The organism is uncultured Algibacter sp. (assembly GCF_947487575.1).
Lineage (GTDB): Bacteria > Bacteroidota > Bacteroidia > Flavobacteriales > Flavobacteriaceae > Algibacter_B.
On the sequence record NZ_CANKXG010000008.1, the window covers coordinates 45,003 to 61,198 of the forward strand.

At 33.0% G+C, this 16,196-nt stretch carries 15 protein-coding genes; 12 read left to right on the forward strand and 3 right to left on the reverse strand.

Translation table 11 applies throughout. The features are described 5' to 3' along the window. Positions 1-807: 807 nt before the first annotated feature. The 3 genes from Q0870_RS10165 to gatB/aspS are packed head-to-tail and all read left to right on the forward strand — an operon-like array spanning position 808 to position 5,809. Positions 808-1,074, forward strand: a complete 267-nt coding sequence (locus Q0870_RS10165; RefSeq protein ID WP_298555303.1) for a hypothetical protein — start codon at positions 808-810, stop codon at positions 1,072-1,074. Between the two features lie 2 nt (positions 1,075-1,076). Then, positions 1,077-2,477: an amidase family protein gene (locus Q0870_RS10170; RefSeq protein WP_298339128.1), complete on the forward strand. Its 1,401-nt coding sequence runs from the start codon at positions 1,077-1,079 to the stop codon at positions 2,475-2,477. Then, complete coding sequence (gene gatB/aspS, locus Q0870_RS10175; RefSeq protein WP_298555305.1) at positions 2,477-5,809, forward strand: bifunctional amidotransferase subunit GatB/aspartate--tRNA ligase AspS; 3,333 nt, start codon at positions 2,477-2,479, stop codon at positions 5,807-5,809. The genes Q0870_RS10170 and gatB/aspS overlap by 1 nt, the downstream gene beginning before the upstream one ends. Positions 5,810-5,881: 72 nt before the next feature. Here the strand turns inward: gatB/aspS and Q0870_RS10180 are convergent, their stop codons facing one another. After that, positions 5,882-6,175 carry a T9SS type A sorting domain-containing protein gene (locus tag Q0870_RS10180; RefSeq protein WP_298555307.1) on the reverse strand — a complete coding sequence of 98 codons (294 nt, stop codon included), beginning with the start codon at positions 6,173-6,175 and terminating at the stop codon, positions 5,882-5,884. A 395-nt stretch (positions 6,176-6,570) separates the two neighbouring features. On the opposite strand from Q0870_RS10180, the gene Q0870_RS10185 reads away from it, so the two are divergent. Further along, complete coding sequence (locus Q0870_RS10185; protein WP_298555308.1) at positions 6,571-7,836, forward strand: YCF48-related protein; 1,266 nt, start codon at positions 6,571-6,573, stop codon at positions 7,834-7,836. 559 nt (positions 7,837-8,395) lie between these two features. On the opposite strand, the gene Q0870_RS10190 is transcribed toward Q0870_RS10185, so the two are convergent. Beyond that, the gene (locus Q0870_RS10190; RefSeq protein ID WP_298555309.1) at positions 8,396-8,707 is read right to left on the reverse strand and encodes a DUF202 domain-containing protein; all 312 of its coding nucleotides are present in this window, start codon (positions 8,705-8,707) and stop codon (positions 8,396-8,398) included. Positions 8,708-8,892: 185 nt separating this feature from the next. Between Q0870_RS10190 and Q0870_RS10195 the strand changes: the two genes are divergently transcribed. Beyond that, a complete protein-coding gene (locus tag Q0870_RS10195; protein WP_298555310.1) occupies positions 8,893-9,435 on the forward strand; it encodes a DUF2911 domain-containing protein in 543 nt (180 codons plus the stop codon). Between the two features lie 66 nt (positions 9,436-9,501). On the opposite strand, the gene Q0870_RS10200 is transcribed toward Q0870_RS10195, so the two are convergent. Further along, positions 9,502-10,131 (reverse strand): 7-carboxy-7-deazaguanine synthase QueE, encoded by a 630-nt coding sequence (locus tag Q0870_RS10200; protein ID WP_298555312.1) that lies wholly within the window; start codon positions 10,129-10,131, stop codon positions 9,502-9,504. Positions 10,132-10,245: 114 nt separating this feature from the next. On the opposite strand from Q0870_RS10200, the gene Q0870_RS10205 reads away from it, so the two are divergent. The 7 genes from Q0870_RS10205 to rluF all read left to right on the forward strand — a co-directional run bounded on the left by Q0870_RS10205 (position 10,246) and on the right by rluF (position 16,162). Continuing rightward, positions 10,246-10,971: a hypothetical protein gene (locus tag Q0870_RS10205; protein WP_298555314.1), complete on the forward strand. Its 726-nt coding sequence runs from the start codon at positions 10,246-10,248 to the stop codon at positions 10,969-10,971. A 68-nt stretch (positions 10,972-11,039) separates the two neighbouring features. Continuing rightward, positions 11,040-12,581 (forward strand): helicase HerA-like domain-containing protein, encoded by a 1,542-nt coding sequence (locus tag Q0870_RS10210; RefSeq protein WP_298555316.1) that lies wholly within the window; start codon positions 11,040-11,042, stop codon positions 12,579-12,581. A gap of 44 nt (positions 12,582-12,625) precedes the next feature. Further along, the gene (locus Q0870_RS10215) at positions 12,626-13,183 is read left to right on the forward strand and encodes a hypothetical protein (RefSeq protein WP_298555318.1); all 558 of its coding nucleotides are present in this window, start codon (positions 12,626-12,628) and stop codon (positions 13,181-13,183) included. 7 nt (positions 13,184-13,190) lie between these two features. Then, positions 13,191-14,162, forward strand: a complete 972-nt coding sequence (locus Q0870_RS10220; RefSeq protein ID WP_298555320.1) for a YitT family protein — start codon at positions 13,191-13,193, stop codon at positions 14,160-14,162. A gap of 21 nt (positions 14,163-14,183) precedes the next feature. Further along, on the forward strand, positions 14,184-14,555 hold the full coding sequence (locus tag Q0870_RS10225; RefSeq protein WP_298555322.1) for a cupin domain-containing protein: 372 nt from the start codon (positions 14,184-14,186) through the stop codon (positions 14,553-14,555). Beyond that, the gene (locus tag Q0870_RS10230; protein WP_298555324.1) at positions 14,556-15,383 is read left to right on the forward strand and encodes an alpha/beta hydrolase; all 828 of its coding nucleotides are present in this window, start codon (positions 14,556-14,558) and stop codon (positions 15,381-15,383) included. A gap of 20 nt (positions 15,384-15,403) precedes the next feature. Then, positions 15,404-16,162 (forward strand): 23S rRNA pseudouridine(2604) synthase RluF, encoded by a 759-nt coding sequence (gene rluF, locus Q0870_RS10235; protein WP_298555326.1) that lies wholly within the window; start codon positions 15,404-15,406, stop codon positions 16,160-16,162. Positions 16,163-16,196: the final 34 nt, after the last annotated feature.

Sequence of the window (16,196 nt, forward strand, 5' to 3'; positions counted from 1 at the left end):
TCGCACCTCCTTCGTCGGGCTGTGGGCTTTTCACTGCAATCCCTAACGCATTCATTTGCTAAATTCAAGCTCAAAACCAATCCTAATTTTCTGTTTGCCAGAGCTAATATTTAACTTTAAATGATCCCGATTTTCATCGGGATTAATTTAACTTACTGTTTTAATTTCGGTTTTTCAACCTCTTTAAAACAGAGTTTCATTAACATAAAAAAAGACGCTAAATAGCATCCTTCTGAATACAAACAAATATACGAAATTTTGCGCCCTTTAAAAAGCATTTTAACGAGGTAAAACAATAATTATCAACAATTGTTAATTACTCAAAAGTTGCTTAAATCGACTAAAAAGTGCTTTAAAATTGATTTTATGGTTTTCAATTTGCTTTACACAACTATCAAAACTCAAAACGCCTTAAATGGCATTTTTTAGCTTCTAGTTATACATCATTTCACTCACAAAAAGACAATCAAACTACATTAAACAGCTCTATTATTTTTAAAATACATTAAACATAAATAAGCAATTAACACAAATACACTAGCAACCTTTCAAATTAACTTTACCTTTTTTAATAATTTCATAATACAATACAGTATGTCTTTAAAAATAGTGTATACTCTATTTATTCTATATATATTTGAACTCATTAAAAAATCATGAGAAACAATAACAATAATAATAATTTCAATAATCCTAATGTTTAGGGTGCGGAAGGTTATTGTTTAAAATATATAAAGCCTTCCGATATCGGAAGGCTTTTTTTTGAGACCATTTTAAAAGCGTCTTTATAATAAAAAATCAAAAAAGATGAGCAAAATTATGACAGTCGACGTATTGTCGAGTATTAAAGGAGCACAGCCATCCGAGGCTGTAAACAAGTTATTTGAGGTTATTAAAAATGCCAACACAACAAATAATAACGCTTTCAATAATCACAATAACGCATTGTCTTTAAATGATTTAAGAGACGATGTGGTTATAGATAGTTCTGATACAGAAAAACAAATCATTATTGAAAACTTCCCAAAAGAAAAAAATGGCTATTTGGTAGTTTCTAAAGTTATAGAAGAATAATTATGAGCTCGCAGATATATAAAATTCATCAGCAATTGATGAACAAAGACATTACTTGTACCGCGCTGGTTCAAGAAAAATTAAACTTACTACAACAGAACACTCATAATACGGTTAATACCCTACTAGATACTTTAGCACTTGATTTGGCCGCCAAAGTAGATGCAAAAATAGCTAACGGAGAAACTATTGGTTTACTGGAAGGTATTCCTTTCGGGATTAAAGATGTGTACATGGTTCAGGGTACATATACTACAGCAAGTTCAGATTTGCTTAAAAACTACAAATCGGCTTACACCGCAACAGCAATTCAAAAATTATTGGATGCTGGCGCTATACCGTTAGTAAAAGAAAACTGTGATAGTTTTGGTCACGGTTCTTCTTCCGAAAACACCATTTTTGGTGCCGTTAAAAACGCTATTAACCCCGATTTAGTTGGTGGTGGTTCTAGTGGCGGTTCTGCGGTTAACGTAGCTAAAGATTATACCATTTTTTCTATTGGAGGAGATACTGGTGGTTCTGTTCGTCAACCAGCAGGTTACAATAATGTATATGGTTTAAAACCTACATACGGACGTATTTCGCGTTACGGATTAATGGCTTACGCATCATCAACAGATTGTGTGGGCCCTATTGCAAAATCAATCGAAGATATTCGCATTGTGCTAAATGTTATGAGTGGAAAAGATATTAAAGATCAAACGTCTTACGTTTCCGCGGAAATAACTCAAGAGGCTATTTCAACTACTGATAATATAAAAACAGTTGGGTACTTTAAGAACTTTATTGAAACAGATGCTATTGATGCAAAAATCAAATCTGATTTCTTAGAAACAATAGAAAAAATAAAAGCCAAAGGTATTCAAGTAAAAGCTTTAGATTTCTTTGAATCTGAAACTTTAGTTTCTACCTATTATACATTGGCCATGGCTGAAACCGCGTCTAACCTTTCTAGATTAGATGGTACAAATTATGGTAACCGTATTGAATCTGATAATTTAAAAGAAACTTATGCAGTAACACGTTCTGAGAATTTCTCTGAAGAAACAAAACGCAGAATTGTTGGTGGAAACCAAGTATTATCTCAAGGATTTTCAGATGAAATCTACTTAAAAGGATTAGCACTTAGAGATAACATCGCTAACAATTTTGAAAATGATTTTCAAGAAGTAGATATTATCATTTCGCCTGTTACACCAAGTACACCTCCAAAAATTGGAGATAGTTTAAAAAATCCGCACGCCATGTATTTATCTGATGCCTATACGGTTGGTTTTAGTTTAGGGCAACTACCTACACTAACAATTCCTCAAGGGACTACAACAGGCTTACAAATTACGGCTGCAAAACATAATGACGAACTCGTTTTGAAGTTTGCTAACTTCTTAAAAGACACGATATAATGGAACTAGAACAATTAAACGACTTGCTTAAAAAGCACGAATTAGAGTTAGTAATCGGTCTGGAAACACACGTTCGATTAAATACAAAAACAAAGTTATTTTGCTCTTGTGCTAATCAGGAAACAGAGCAACCAAATCAAAATATTTGTTCTGTTTGTACAGGGCAAATGGGGGTTTTACCAGCTATTAATAAAGAAGCTATTAATAAAGCGATTTACTTTGGAAAAGCAGTGAAATCAACTTTTGAAAACGAAGTAATTTCTTGGGATAGAAAACATTATGAATACCCAGATAATCCAAAAAATATTCAGATTACGCAGTTTCACAACCCTGTGATTCCTGATGGTTCAGTATCTTGTTTCCGAAATGATGGCTCCCAGTTTACGGTAAACTTAACTCAAGTGCATATAGAAGAAGATGCAGCAAAATTAATGCACGAAAAGAAGGTATCTTTAGTTGATTTTAACAAAGCAGGTGTACCACTTATCGAGATTGTTACCGAACCTTGTATTCGCCATATAGAAGATGCTTCAACCTATGCACAATACATTCAACGTATTGTTCAGAATTTAGGAATTTCTGAAGCTAACCTTGAAAAAGGCGAATTCAAATCGGATGTTTCAGTGTCGCTCCGTAAAAAACACGATTATAATTTAAATCCACGTACCGAAATAAAAAACTTAAACTCGTTTAAGTTTATGGTTGAGGCTTTAAAAGAAGAAGTTGAAAAACAACTCAACTATTTCTTAGAAAACAAGACTTTTAGACCAGACCAAACTACGGTGTTATGGGATGCTGAATTAAAGCAAACCAAAACCATGCGTAAAAAAGAGTTTGAAGCCGATTATCGTTTTATTTCAGAGCCCGATTTACCTTTTGTGAGCATAAAAGAGGTGGTTGAATCTATTGATGTCGATTTAAGCACGCTTCCTTTTGCAGTAGAACGCATCTTAATTAAAGGTGGAGTTCTACCGCAAGACGCAAAGTTTTTTACAGCCGACTCATTACGCTCTGAAACGTTTGTAGCAATTAACAACGTTATTCAAGACCCATCGTTTGTTGCAAAAACATTAGTTAATAATATTGACGCTGAAGCTTATGGTGATATTCACAGAATTGAACATCTAATTGAAATTTTTCAGTTGTTCAAAGATGAAAAAATCACATCAGTTTTAGTTCAAAACGCCATAACATCCTATTTAAAAGATAGAGACTTTAACTACAACCAATATTTTGAAGATAACACGATTTCAGAATCTCAAATAAAAGATGCGATTGCAAAAGTTATTGCAGAAAATGAAGCGGTTGCAAATGACATTATAGCTGGTAACCAAGGAAAAGCAGGAATTCTGGTTGGAAAAGTTATTGGTATTATCGGAAAAGGTGCTTCAGGAAAAGTTATTCGTGAAGGGATTTTAAATGCGCTTGCAGGAGAAGTTAAAAGTCAAGAGACAAAAGGCAAAAGTGACGCTCCAATAACAAATAACCAACAACCAGTAACCAAACAAGAAGAAGTTTTACCACAGATTCCTATTGTTATAAAAGACGAATACAGAACACACGTTATTTCTGAAATCTCAGATGATAATATTTCCGAAAACGTAACGCTTTCTGGATGGATTTCAAGCGTGCGCGACCACGGAGAACTGATATTTATTGATTTACGCGATTCAAGTACACAGATGTTTCAGGTACGTTTAAGTCGAGAATCGTTTGCTAATTTAGATGAGTTGGTAAAACTAAAACCAGAATCGGTTATTACGGTATCTGGAACTATTGTGCAACGTAAAGAAGATGATTATAACGCCGCTTTAAGAACAGGTGAAATTGAAATGGAAGCCAAAGATTTAGAGATTCTAAACCTTTCTAAAACCCTACCTTTTGAAATTAAGCGTGCAACAAAAACGAATGAAAATGTACGTTTTCAATATAAATATTTAGACCATAGAAATAATGATGTACGCAGAGTAATTGTTAACCGACATAAGGTTATCAAAATGATGCGTGATATTTTAGACGAGCAAGATTTCCTGGAAATTGAAACACCTATTTTAAGTGCAGGAACTGATGAAGGCGCTCGTGAATTTATTGTACCTACTCGTAAACAAGTAGGTTCGTTTTATACCTTACCACAGGCACCTCAGCAATTCAAGCAAATGTTGATGGTTAGTGGTTACGAGAAGTATTTCCAAATTGCCCGCTGTTTTAGAGATGAAGATTCTCGTGGCGATAGGCAACCAGAATTTACACAGTTGGATATTGAGATGGCATACGCTAGCATGCAACAAATCATTGATTTGAACACAAACATGTTTAATGGGATTGTTGAGAAAATATATGGTAAAAAATGGATTTTACGCCCGTTTGAAGTGCTAACCTATAAACAAGCCATGGACGATTATGGTTGTGATAGACCAGATTTACGTTTTGGTTTAAAGCTCCAAGACATTACCAACATTGTTAAAGATACCACCTTTCAAGTATTTAGTAAACCTATTGACGAAGGCGGTATTGTAAAGTGTATTAAAGTTTCTGCAGAAGAACAAGGCAACAAACGTTTATCAAAAGGGCAAATTGAAAAGTTAACCGCATTGGCACAAAGTCATGGTTTAGGAGGCTTAGCATATATTATCGTAAATGAAAACGATTTGCAATCGCCAATTATTAAATTTTTAGGCGAAGAAATTGCCGCAGGCATTATAAAAACAACAGATGCTAAAGTAGGAGATATTGTGTTCTTTTCTGCTGCAGATTATGCAACTGCTAATAAAGCCTTAGATGCAGTGCGTCAAGAATTAGGTAACATGTTACGTTTAATCAATCCTAAGGAACTAAGACCTGCTTGGGTTATTGATTTCCCTATGTTTGAAAAAACAGATGAAGGCCGTTGGACATTTACACACAATCCATTCTCTATGCCTGCTATTTATGATATTGATAAACACATGAATGGTAAAGAAGATGAAATTGGAAGCATCATTGCACAACAATACGACCTTATTTTAAATGGTTACGAAATTGGCGGTGGCTCAGTACGTGCGCACAAACCAGAAATTCTGGAAGCTACTTACAAAAATATGGGCTACAATAAAGACGAGATGATGAAGAGTGTTGGCACTATGCACAAAGCCTTTCATTATGGTGCACCTCCACACGGTGGTATTGCATGGGGCGTGGATAGATTAATGATGATTTTAGAGAAAAAAGGATCCATTAGAGAAGTGATGGCTTTCCCGAAAACAGGAACCAGTGAAGACTTACTCTTTGGAGCACCTTCTCAATTATCTGATAAAAAGGTGGAAGAAATGAATGTAAAGGTGATGAGGAAATAATTCCTATACCTTAGAGCAAAAAAAGAGCTATTTAAAATTAAATAGCTCTTTTTTTTTAGTTTTATAATAAACTTACTCAATAATAATTCTTCGAGTTGATGTCGTTCCATAAACATGAATTTTCACAAAATACACACCTGAATCAACATGATTAAGATTTATGTTAGTTTTATTTGAAGGGCTACTTAATTTGTTTTTTGTTATCAACCTTCCAGACACATCAAAAATCTCTACAGCATTAATTTCTAGTCCATTTTTATTTTCTATGGTAAAATTCCCTTTATTTGGATTTGGATAAATCATCAACTTATCATTTGACAGAATAGGTTCCTCATTAGAAAGAGCCACATCTATAACTAATGACACATTATCTACTAATGCTTTGGATCCTCCTGTATAGTTTTGAGGTATAAACGCCTCAAAATTAAACTATTCTTTCCAATCGATTTTACTTAAATTACGGGTTGAACTCTAAATATTTTCGATGTATAACTTTGTATTAAAAATATTACTCAATAAAAAAATAAGACTACAACTATAAAGTGTTCCATTATAGAAAATCCAAATATGGATGAATTGCATTAAATATGGATAGATTGATGATGATTTTAGAGAAAAGAGCACCTATTAGAGAGGTAATTACATTCCCAAAAAAGAAACGTGTAAAGTTTATTATTTTACGCACCTTTCATACTATCTGACAAAAAGATTCAAGAAATGAATGTGCGAATTCTAAAAAAATAATCTGTAATTTTGTTACTATGAATTTTAGATATCTTTTTTTACTAATAAGTTTTAGCACTTTTGCACAAACATGGCAAGCTGCGCCTAACATCGTTACTAATATTGACGGCACACGTTTTGACGATGTGTTTTTTTTAAATGAAAATTTAGGTTGGGCAGCAAACGGACAACATGGCGCTATTTTTAAAACGACAGATGGAGGTTTAAATTGGATCGAACAATTAAATCATTCTGAATTACCCGGTAATAACCAATATTTTAGAAATATTGAATTTTTAAATCAAAATATAGGTTTTTTAGGCACATTAGATGGTGCATTTTATAAAACGACAGATGGTGGCGATAATTGGTCTGCCGTAACTATTAATCCAAATCCTAACGCCATTTGCGGCATCAATACTGTTGGTTCCTCTACAATTTATGGTTGTGGTGCTTATTTTCAACCTGCTCACATAATTAAATCTACAGATAGTGGAAATACTTGGACGCACACCGATATGTCTGCTTATGCCAATGCTTTAGTAGAAATAAAATTTTTAGATGAACTAAATGGGTTTGCCGCTGGCAGAAATGACGCAGGTGCTATAGTTATTAAAACAACAGATGGTGGCGTAACATGGTCTAACATATTCCAAGCAAATATTCCTGGCGAATATGTTTGGAAAATTCAAATTTTAGATGGCAATCCTAATGTTATGTTTGGAGCTATATATGCATCGCAACCCAACCCAGGGAAGTTAATAAAATCTTTAGATGGCGGTAATACTTGGACAACTTATGATGCTCCTGAAAGCGGTATAGAAGCTGTAGGTTTTGTTTCGGAAACCACAGGCTGGATGGGAGGCCACACAACGGGCTTTCATGAAACCACCGATGGCGGTGCAACTTGGACCGATTTAGGCACAGGAGGCAACTTAAATCGAATTTTTATAATGAATAACTCGCTTGCTTATGCAGCTGGAGCTACTGTTTACAAATACACAACACAGACTTTAAATACTGAAAATTCAAAAATATACAGGAAAGATCTTGACATCTCTTTTTCAAAAAATCCTGTAGACAAATTATTAGAATTTACTATCAATTATATTACTGATGATAATATCCTAATTGAGTTGTATACTATTAACGGCCAGTTTATAAAACAATTAACCAGAGATTCAATTCAAAACGAAACTTCTAAAACATACTCCTTTTTGGTTGAAAACTTGGCTGCAGGAAGTTATATTTTAGATTTCCACAGTAATACAGGAAGAACTTCTAAAAAGTTTATTAAGCTATAAATACTTAAAGCATTTCTTCTGTTTTGGCTTGTAGAAAATAAAATCATATGGACTATAAATTCAATGAACCTAAAAGTGCAAAATGCTTAGTTTGTTCTTGCGTTCAATCAAAAGAGCGACAAATCCTTAAGGTATGTAACAACAAATTGAAAAATATTTGGGAGTTTTATTGTGACAAAAAAACTCATGACAAATGGAGTTTTACTTCAGCCAGTATGGAACAAGTAACTCAATGGGACAAAACAGTGAATGAGCTGTTTGATTTACCTCCAGGTCATTTCGCTGAACGAAAATACGTAGGTGGAACTTGGCAGAAATTTGAACGATATTACTAGTTGAATAGTAGTGAAAATAATAGATTACAAACAGTAAACTAGCTTGCGTTAGGGATTGAACGGCATGTTTGAGCTCGCCGACGAAGGAGGAAGCGAGTAGTGAAATATTTATATTTATGAGTTCTTTATTTTAAAATTGAAATCAACGAATAAAGCCCGACCCTTTGGGTAACGCCCAAATAACAGATTTAATAAATCGGGAATTTAAACTTTATTAACCTGAGTTATTCTACTTCGGCCGTTTCAGACATATAATACAGACGTTTCAAACTTTTTTTAAGTAACCTAAATCGGAATACGCCAATTACAAAAAAGATTGCGCTAAAGGTTAAGGACACAAATGTTAAATATTTAAAATTTGGAAATTCTTTAAGTTGATAAAAAGCAATGCTTCCAATAAGCAAATATAACGACGACCTGATATAAGATAATAAAGTACGCTCGTTTGCTAATCTTGTACGCTCGATGGCTAAATAATCTCTTAAAATCACTTTTTCATCAGGTTTAAAATCACGTCCAAATTTTAATAGCTTCATAGTATTCAATTTTAAATCAATATAAAAATACATTTTTAAAAGCAATATGTATTTCATTTTATCACGAGATTAAAAAATAATATAAGTAAGTTGTAAACTTTAACATCTGCGAACAACTTTTATAAAAAAATTAAGACCTTTTTAGTTTAATTTTAACCCATTCTAAAACCTTTAAAAAATTCATCATGAAAAAAACAACTTTGTTATCTACTATCGCTTTTGCTTTTATCTTGTTATTAACCACAAATGTTAGCGCTCAAAAATTTGCTGATGTAGATAAAAGTCCATTAGACGCATCTTTTTATAAAAATGACCGGAAAAGTCCAGCCATTATAAAAGTTGTATACAGCAGACCTTATTTAAAAGGGCGAGATTTAAGCAAACTAGCTCCTAATGGAAAAGTATGGAGAACAGGCGCAAATGAAGCCGCTGATATCACCTTTTACAATAACATGAAAATTGGAGAAGACACTATAGAAGCAGGAACTTATTCGCTTTTTACTATTCCAGGGGAAAAAGAGTGGACTATTATATTAAACTCCGACATAAATGTTTGGGGAGCTTATTCGTATAACGAATCAAAAGATGTTGTTAGAGTAAAAGTACCCGTTTCTACTGGTAGCACATCTATAGAAAACTTCTCTATTGCTTTTGAAAAAACAGAATCTGGAGCAAATATGCACTTAGCATGGGGAACTATGAGATTAGCTGTACCATTCACAAACTAAATATTTAAATGAAATAAAAAAGTTCCGATAACTTATAAGCTATCGGAACTTTTTTTTAATAAATAATCAAGGAATATTTAAATACTTATGTGTTTGTAATGACACTTTCCACTTTGGGTTGGCCATAACATATTCTACAATTTCAGGAACAACTTTATCACGTTTACTCCATTCGGGTTGTAAATATAAAATACAGTCTTTATTAACCTTGGTAGCTTGCTCTTCAGCAAAACGAAAATCATCTTTATTGTAAATTATCATTTTAAGTTCATCTGCCTTTTCATAAACTTCGTTTGTTGGTAGTTTTATTTTTTTAGGTGATAAACAAATCCAATCCCAAACGCCTGTTAGTTTATAAGCTCCTGAAGTTTCAATATGCACTTGCATGCCTTCAGATTTTAGTTGATTTGTTAAAGCCGTCATATCCCAAGTTAGTGGTTCGCCTCCAGTTACTACAATGGTATCGCTATATTTTTTAGCATTTGAAACAATTTTTGAGGTTTCGGTAGGTGGATGTAAATTGGCATTCCAACTTTCTTTTACATCACACCAATGGCATCCCACATCGCAACCACCAATACGCACAAAATATGCTGCTGTCCCTTTATGATAGCCCTCGCCTTGAATGGTGTAAAATTCCTCCATTAAGGGTAGCATTTCGCCTTTATTAACCTTCGATTGTATCTCCGTTTTCATAGTTTGCAAAGATACATATTCCACTTATAATTCTGTATGTTTTGATATCCAATTCAATTTTCATAAGTTTGTATTGGATTAATCCAATGTAAATTGCTCTCAAGCACTCTCTAAATGAAAAAAACTGCGTATTTAATAATACTGCTTTGTTGCAGCTATTATTATAGTGCCGCTCAAGTTGGTATTGGCACAACAACTCCTGATGCATCATCTATACTTGATGTAGAATCTACCGACAAAGGCATTCTTTTACCTAGACTAACTACCGCTGAAATCAACGCCATAACAAACCCTGCAAATGGGCTAACAGTTTATAATAGTGACATCAAGGAGTTTCAATTTAATTGTGGAACTACAGCTACCCCAGACTGGAGTAAAATTTCGCACCCCATTTCTGTAAAATACAGCAATTCAAATACCACTACCAACATTAACTCAGCAGCTTACACTAATATTCCAATATTTGGCAACTTAGGATGGAATGACGATACAACCATGTACAATCAATCTGGAAATACATTAACCATTAACACAACTGGACGCTACAAAATTGCAGTAAATATTGCTTATAGAGTTCCATCAATTAGTGGCTCTTCAGATCAACGTGTATCAGTTGAAGCTCAAATTGCAATTAATGGAACTCCAACAGGAGCAATTGGCAATACAGGCTATGTAAGACTAGCCAATGGACATAATGAGGCCTCACTTCATATTACTGAAGTTTTTAATATTACAGCAGGACAAACCATTAGTGTACAAACCAGAAGAGGAGGTAATTCTGCTCCTGCAAATTTTAGAAGTTCTGGTACTTCTAATATATATATTGAAAGAATCAAATGATTTTTTTCAACTAAACCGCATTTTTTTCTTCTTCATATTTCCTGTATTTTTATGCAAAATTATTATGCATGAGCAATAAGGAGACTTTTTTTAAATATATTACTGAAGGCAATAAAACAAAAGGAGATTTTATTCCCATTGGTGCAGCCATGTTAGATGGAGAAACCATAACTGGTGCACACGTAAAAATTCCGCTTAAGACAATGAATCGCCATGGTTTAATTGCTGGAGCAACAGGTACGGGAAAAACAAAATCTTTACAGGTTTTAGCAGAAAATTTAAGTGACAAGGGTATTCCAGTTTTGTTAATGGATATTAAAGGTGATTTAAGTGGTTTAGCACAACCAAGTCCTGGACATCCTAAAATTGATGAACGTCATGAAAAAATTGGTATCCCGTTTGAAGCAAAACCTTTTCCTGTTGAAATTCTAACACTTTCTGAGCAAGATGGTGTAAGGTTACGAGCAACAGTTAGTGAATTTGGCCCAGTATTATTATCAAGAATTTTAGATTTATCTGAAACGCAATCGGGAGTTGTTGCAGTCATATTTCAGTATTGCGATGACAATAAAATGCCCGTTCTAGATTTAAAAGATTTTAAAAAAATATTACAATATGCCACTCAAGAAGGGAAGGCAGAATTCACCGAGGCTTACGGAAGGATTTCAACAGCCTCAACCGGAGCTATTTTACGTAAAGTTATTGAACTAGAGCAGCAAGGAGCTGAATTATTTTTTGGAGAAACGTCTTTTGATGTTGATGATTTATTACGTGTTAATAATGATGGGCGTGGCTATATAAACATTCTTAGATTAACCGATATTCAAGATAGACCAAAGCTGTTTTCAACATTTATGCTAAGTTTATTAGCTGAAATTTATTCTACATTCCCAGAACAAGGCGATAGTGATAGACCAGAGCTTATCATGTTTATTGACGAAGCACATTTAATTTTCAATGAAGCTTCAAAAGCACTTTTAAATCAAATTGAAAGTATTGTAAAATTGATACGTAGTAAAGGGGTTGGTTTATATTTTGTTACCCAAAATCCAACCGATGTACCTGAGGCTGTTTTAGGACAACTCGGTTTAAAAGTTCAACATGCATTAAGAGCGTTTACTGCAAAAGATAGAAAAGCGATTAAATTAACAGCTCAAAACTATCCAGATTCTGAGTACTATGATACTACTGAAATCTTAACTTCATTAGGAATTGGAGAAGCTTTAGTATCTGCTTTAGACGAAAAAGGGCGCCCTACTCCACTTGCCGCAACTATGATGCGTGCACCAATGAGTAGAATGGATGTTTTAACTGAAATTGAATTGAGCACCCTACTTTCAAAATCTAAAATGGTTAAAAAATACAATGAAACCATTGATAGGGAAAGTGCATATGAAATGCTTAACAAAAAAATAAAACTAGCAGAAGCCGAAGAAGCTAATGAGAAAGCTAGAAAAGAAAAAGAAGCGCTTAAAAAAGCCGAATCTAAAAAAAGAACAACAAGTACACGCCGAAAAAGTACACGAATGAATCCTATTGTTAAAGTATTAACCAGTGCCACTTTTATAAGAAGCGTATTTGGTATTTTAACTAAAGTGATGAAAAAATAAGTCGATAAACCGACCTTAAATTAACTAAACAAAAGCCTCAATTAATGCGTAATTCAATTTTCAGCGTCATAGTAATAACTATCCTTTTTTCAAGCTGTAAAAAGGAGCAAAACCCCTTCGAGATTAGTAAACAACATATTGGTTTATTAACCGACTCAACACAAGTTAAAGACCTCGAAAAAATTTATGCAAACGATTCTATTGTTAAATTTATTAGCGGAGATGAATTTACAGGAAATATAAACAATATTGAAATTTTTGAAAAAGGAGGACTAAAACTTTTAACACTAACACCAAAACAGGCTTTAGACTCTACATCTACAATTGGCAGTATACGCCTATTTGATGAACGCTTTAAAACTAATAAAAAAATTTCTGTAGTAAGTTCATTTAAAGACATCCAAAATCAATATAAAATTTCTAGAATTAGTAACTTAATCAACTCTATTGTTATTGCAGTTGATGATATTAATGCCAATTTCACTATAGATAAAAAAGAACTTCCTGCTAATCTAAGGTTTGATATGGATTTAAAAATTGAACCAACTCACATTCCAGATAACGCCAAAGTAAAATACTTTTTTATAAGCTGGAATAACTAAAAACCAAATGAATCCTTTCTTATCAAAACTTTTAGTTGACATTGCTCGTAAAAAGCTTGAAAAAAACCATGTAGACAAACCTGTAAGCAAAAAGGAAATTGTTCCTTTAGTAAGAAAATTTCAAGTAGAGTTATCTCACGCTATTAAGGAATACATTTTTATTGTTATTGGTGTTTTTTCAGCTGGCTTTGGTTTAAAAGGTTTTTTACTGCCTAACAGTTTTATTGATGGGGGTGCCACAGGTATTTCATTACTTCTTGAAAATGTAACCTCGCTAAAACTTGGCGTATTGTTAGTAATAGTCAACCTACCATTTATCTATTTGGCTTCGAAAACTATTGGTAATAAATTTGCTATAAAAAGTATTATAGCTATTACATTTTTAGCTCTAGTTGTACATTTTGTAAACTATCCAACAATTACTGAAGACAAATTACTAATTGCTGTTTTTGGAGGCTTCTTTTTAGGTTTAGGTATAGGTATGTCTATGAGAGGCGGAAGTGTTATAGATGGCACTGAGGTTTTAGCCATTTATTTAAGCAGGAAATTATCACTTACTATAGGTGATGTTTTATTATTAATAAACATTCTAATATTTTCTGTTGGTGCTTATTTACTTTCTATTGAAACGGCTCTTTATGCTATTTTAACATATTTATCAGCAGCCAAAACAGTTGACTTTATTGTTGATGGGGTTGAGGAATATGTAGGGGTTACAATTATTTCAAATAAGCATAAAGAATTAAAATTAATGATAACACAAAAACTAAGAAGAGCTTGTACTATATACGCAGGAAAAGGCGGGTATGGCAAAAGCGGTGATAGTTATGACAAAGACATTATTTATACTATAATAACCCGTTTGGAACTTGCCAAATTTCAAACAGAAATTGATAAAATAGACAAGGATGCTTTTATAATTATGGGTGTTGTAAAAGATTTAAAAGGCGGTATGATTAAGAAAAAACCCATGAAATAGAGTTTAAAGGTTAGTAAAATCATGACAGAAAAAAAGTATATCATTCAAAAAAATCCGTTTATTGTTCCAACTACAGATGGAAAAATCATCAAAGAGCATTTTGGAAATACTACAGACGGAAATTCTGAAATAAGTATTGCTCACATGAAAGCACCTGCTGGGTGGAGCGAACCTTTTCAAACCCCAGAATTTGATGAGTTTACTTTTATAATACGCGGTAAAAAACAGTTTATCATAGAAGCCGAAATTATTGTTTTAGAAGCGGGACAATCTATAAAAATTGAAAGAAACACCAGAGTTCAGTACTCTAACCCCTTTACTGAAGTTTGTGAGTACATTGCTATTTGTACACCGGCATTTTCTATGGATTCAGTAAATAGAGAAGATAAGTAAATGAATAAATATCTTCCTAAAATTTTAGGTAGCATAATAAATTTTAGTGTTTACTTTTCTCCTAAACTTGCTGCTAAATTAGCCATAGATTTATTTTCAACTCCCCGAAAAGGTAAAATAACTCCTGAGGAATCAGAATATTTAAATTCAGCGATTCAAGATGAAGTCTCTTATGAGGATACACTTATCAAAACCTACCATTGGAAAGGTAAAAAAGAAACCATCTTGTTGGCTCATGGTTGGGAAAGCAATTCGTTTAGATGGAAAAATTTAATCGCTTTGCTTCAAAAAGAAAGCTACAACATTGTTGCATTAGATGCTCCAGCACATGGGGCTTCTGGCAGTAAGTATTTCAACGCCCTACTCTACTCTGAATGTATTAATTTAGTTGTTAAGAAATTCAATGTTCATACTATTATTGGGCACTCTGTTGGGGGAATGGCATCAGTATTTTTCCAACATAAATATCAGGTAAAATCTATCAAACGATTAGTTTTATTGGGCGCTCCAGCAGACTTTATTGGCATTTTTAATCGTTATGAAAATATTATGGGTTATAACGAAAGAGTTTCTAAAGCGCTTAAAGAATATGTGTTAAAAAATTATAACCACCTACCTGAATATTTTTCTCCATCCGTTTTTTCTAAAGAAATAACAGCCAAAGGACTTATTATTCATGATAAAAAAGACAGAATCATTCCTTATAAGGATGGTTTAAAATTTAAAATGAATTATGAAAACGCCAGCTTTATTGCTACAAAAGGCTTTGGTCATAGTTTAAAATCAGAGCCAATATACCAACATATTTTAGACTTTTTAAACGCCTAAGTTTATTGTACTTTTGAACCATGGCAGAAGTTACATTAAAACGAATTAATAAATTTTTAAGTGAAGTAGGTTATTGTTCCAGAAGAGAAGCAGATAAACTTATAGAAACTGGTCGTGTTACTATAAATGGAATTGTACCAGAAATGGGAACTAAAATTGCGTTTGATGATGTTGTTGCAGTTGATGGAGTAGTAATAAAAAATACCAAAACATCTTTTGTTTATTTGGCTTTTAATAAACCTGTTGGCATAGTTTGTACAACCGACACTTCAGTTGAAAAAAATAATATTATTGATTTTTTAAAATACCCTAAGCGTATTTTTCCCATTGGAAGGTTAGACAAACCTAGTGAAGGCTTAATTCTTTTAACTAATGATGGCGATATCGTTAACAAAATTCTTCGAGCCAGTAATAATCATGAAAAAGAGTATATAGTAACGGTTGACAAACCCATTTCACAAACTTTTATTGAGCGCATGTCTAGTGGAATTCCGCTTGAGGAATTAAAAAAGACTACCAAAAAATGTAAAGTAGAAAAACTGGGAACTTATAAATTCAAAATTATTTTAACCCAAGGGTTGAATAGACAAATTCGTCGTATGTGTGATTATTTAAATTATGAAGTACAAACCTTAAAACGTGTTAGAATTATGAATATAAAGCTAGACACACCTATTGGTGAATATCGCGAATTGACTAAAGAAGAATTTTCAGAACTGAATAAACTTTTAGAAGAAAGCACTAAAACATATCAAAAAAACAATAACAAAATAAGATAAATTCAAAATTTTAAATAGTTTTGAGTTTGTAAAA

Coding starts and splice junctions, on each gene's coding strand:
- Q0870_RS10165 (WP_298555303.1), top strand. CDS start 808: ATGAGCAAAATTATGACAGTCGACGTATTGTCGAGTATTAAAGGAGCA.
- Q0870_RS10170 (WP_298339128.1), top strand. CDS start 1,077: ATGAGCTCGCAGATATATAAAATTCATCAGCAATTGATGAACAAAGAC.
- gatB/aspS (WP_298555305.1), top strand. CDS start 2,477: ATGGAACTAGAACAATTAAACGACTTGCTTAAAAAGCACGAATTAGAG.
- Q0870_RS10185 (WP_298555308.1), top strand. CDS start 6,571: ATGAATTTTAGATATCTTTTTTTACTAATAAGTTTTAGCACTTTTGCA.
- Q0870_RS10190 (WP_298555309.1), bottom strand. CDS start 8,707: ATGAAGCTATTAAAATTTGGACGTGATTTTAAACCTGATGAAAAAGTG.
- Q0870_RS10195 (WP_298555310.1), top strand. CDS start 8,893: ATGAAAAAAACAACTTTGTTATCTACTATCGCTTTTGCTTTTATCTTG.
- Q0870_RS10200 (WP_298555312.1), bottom strand. CDS start 10,131: ATGAAAACGGAGATACAATCGAAGGTTAATAAAGGCGAAATGCTACCC.
- Q0870_RS10205 (WP_298555314.1), top strand. CDS start 10,246: ATGAAAAAAACTGCGTATTTAATAATACTGCTTTGTTGCAGCTATTAT.
- Q0870_RS10210 (WP_298555316.1), top strand. CDS start 11,040: ATGAGCAATAAGGAGACTTTTTTTAAATATATTACTGAAGGCAATAAA.
- Q0870_RS10215 (WP_298555318.1), top strand. CDS start 12,626: ATGCGTAATTCAATTTTCAGCGTCATAGTAATAACTATCCTTTTTTCA.
- Q0870_RS10220 (WP_298555320.1), top strand. CDS start 13,191: ATGAATCCTTTCTTATCAAAACTTTTAGTTGACATTGCTCGTAAAAAG.
- Q0870_RS10225 (WP_298555322.1), top strand. CDS start 14,184: ATGACAGAAAAAAAGTATATCATTCAAAAAAATCCGTTTATTGTTCCA.
- Q0870_RS10230 (WP_298555324.1), top strand. CDS start 14,556: ATGAATAAATATCTTCCTAAAATTTTAGGTAGCATAATAAATTTTAGT.
- rluF (WP_298555326.1), top strand. CDS start 15,404: ATGGCAGAAGTTACATTAAAACGAATTAATAAATTTTTAAGTGAAGTA.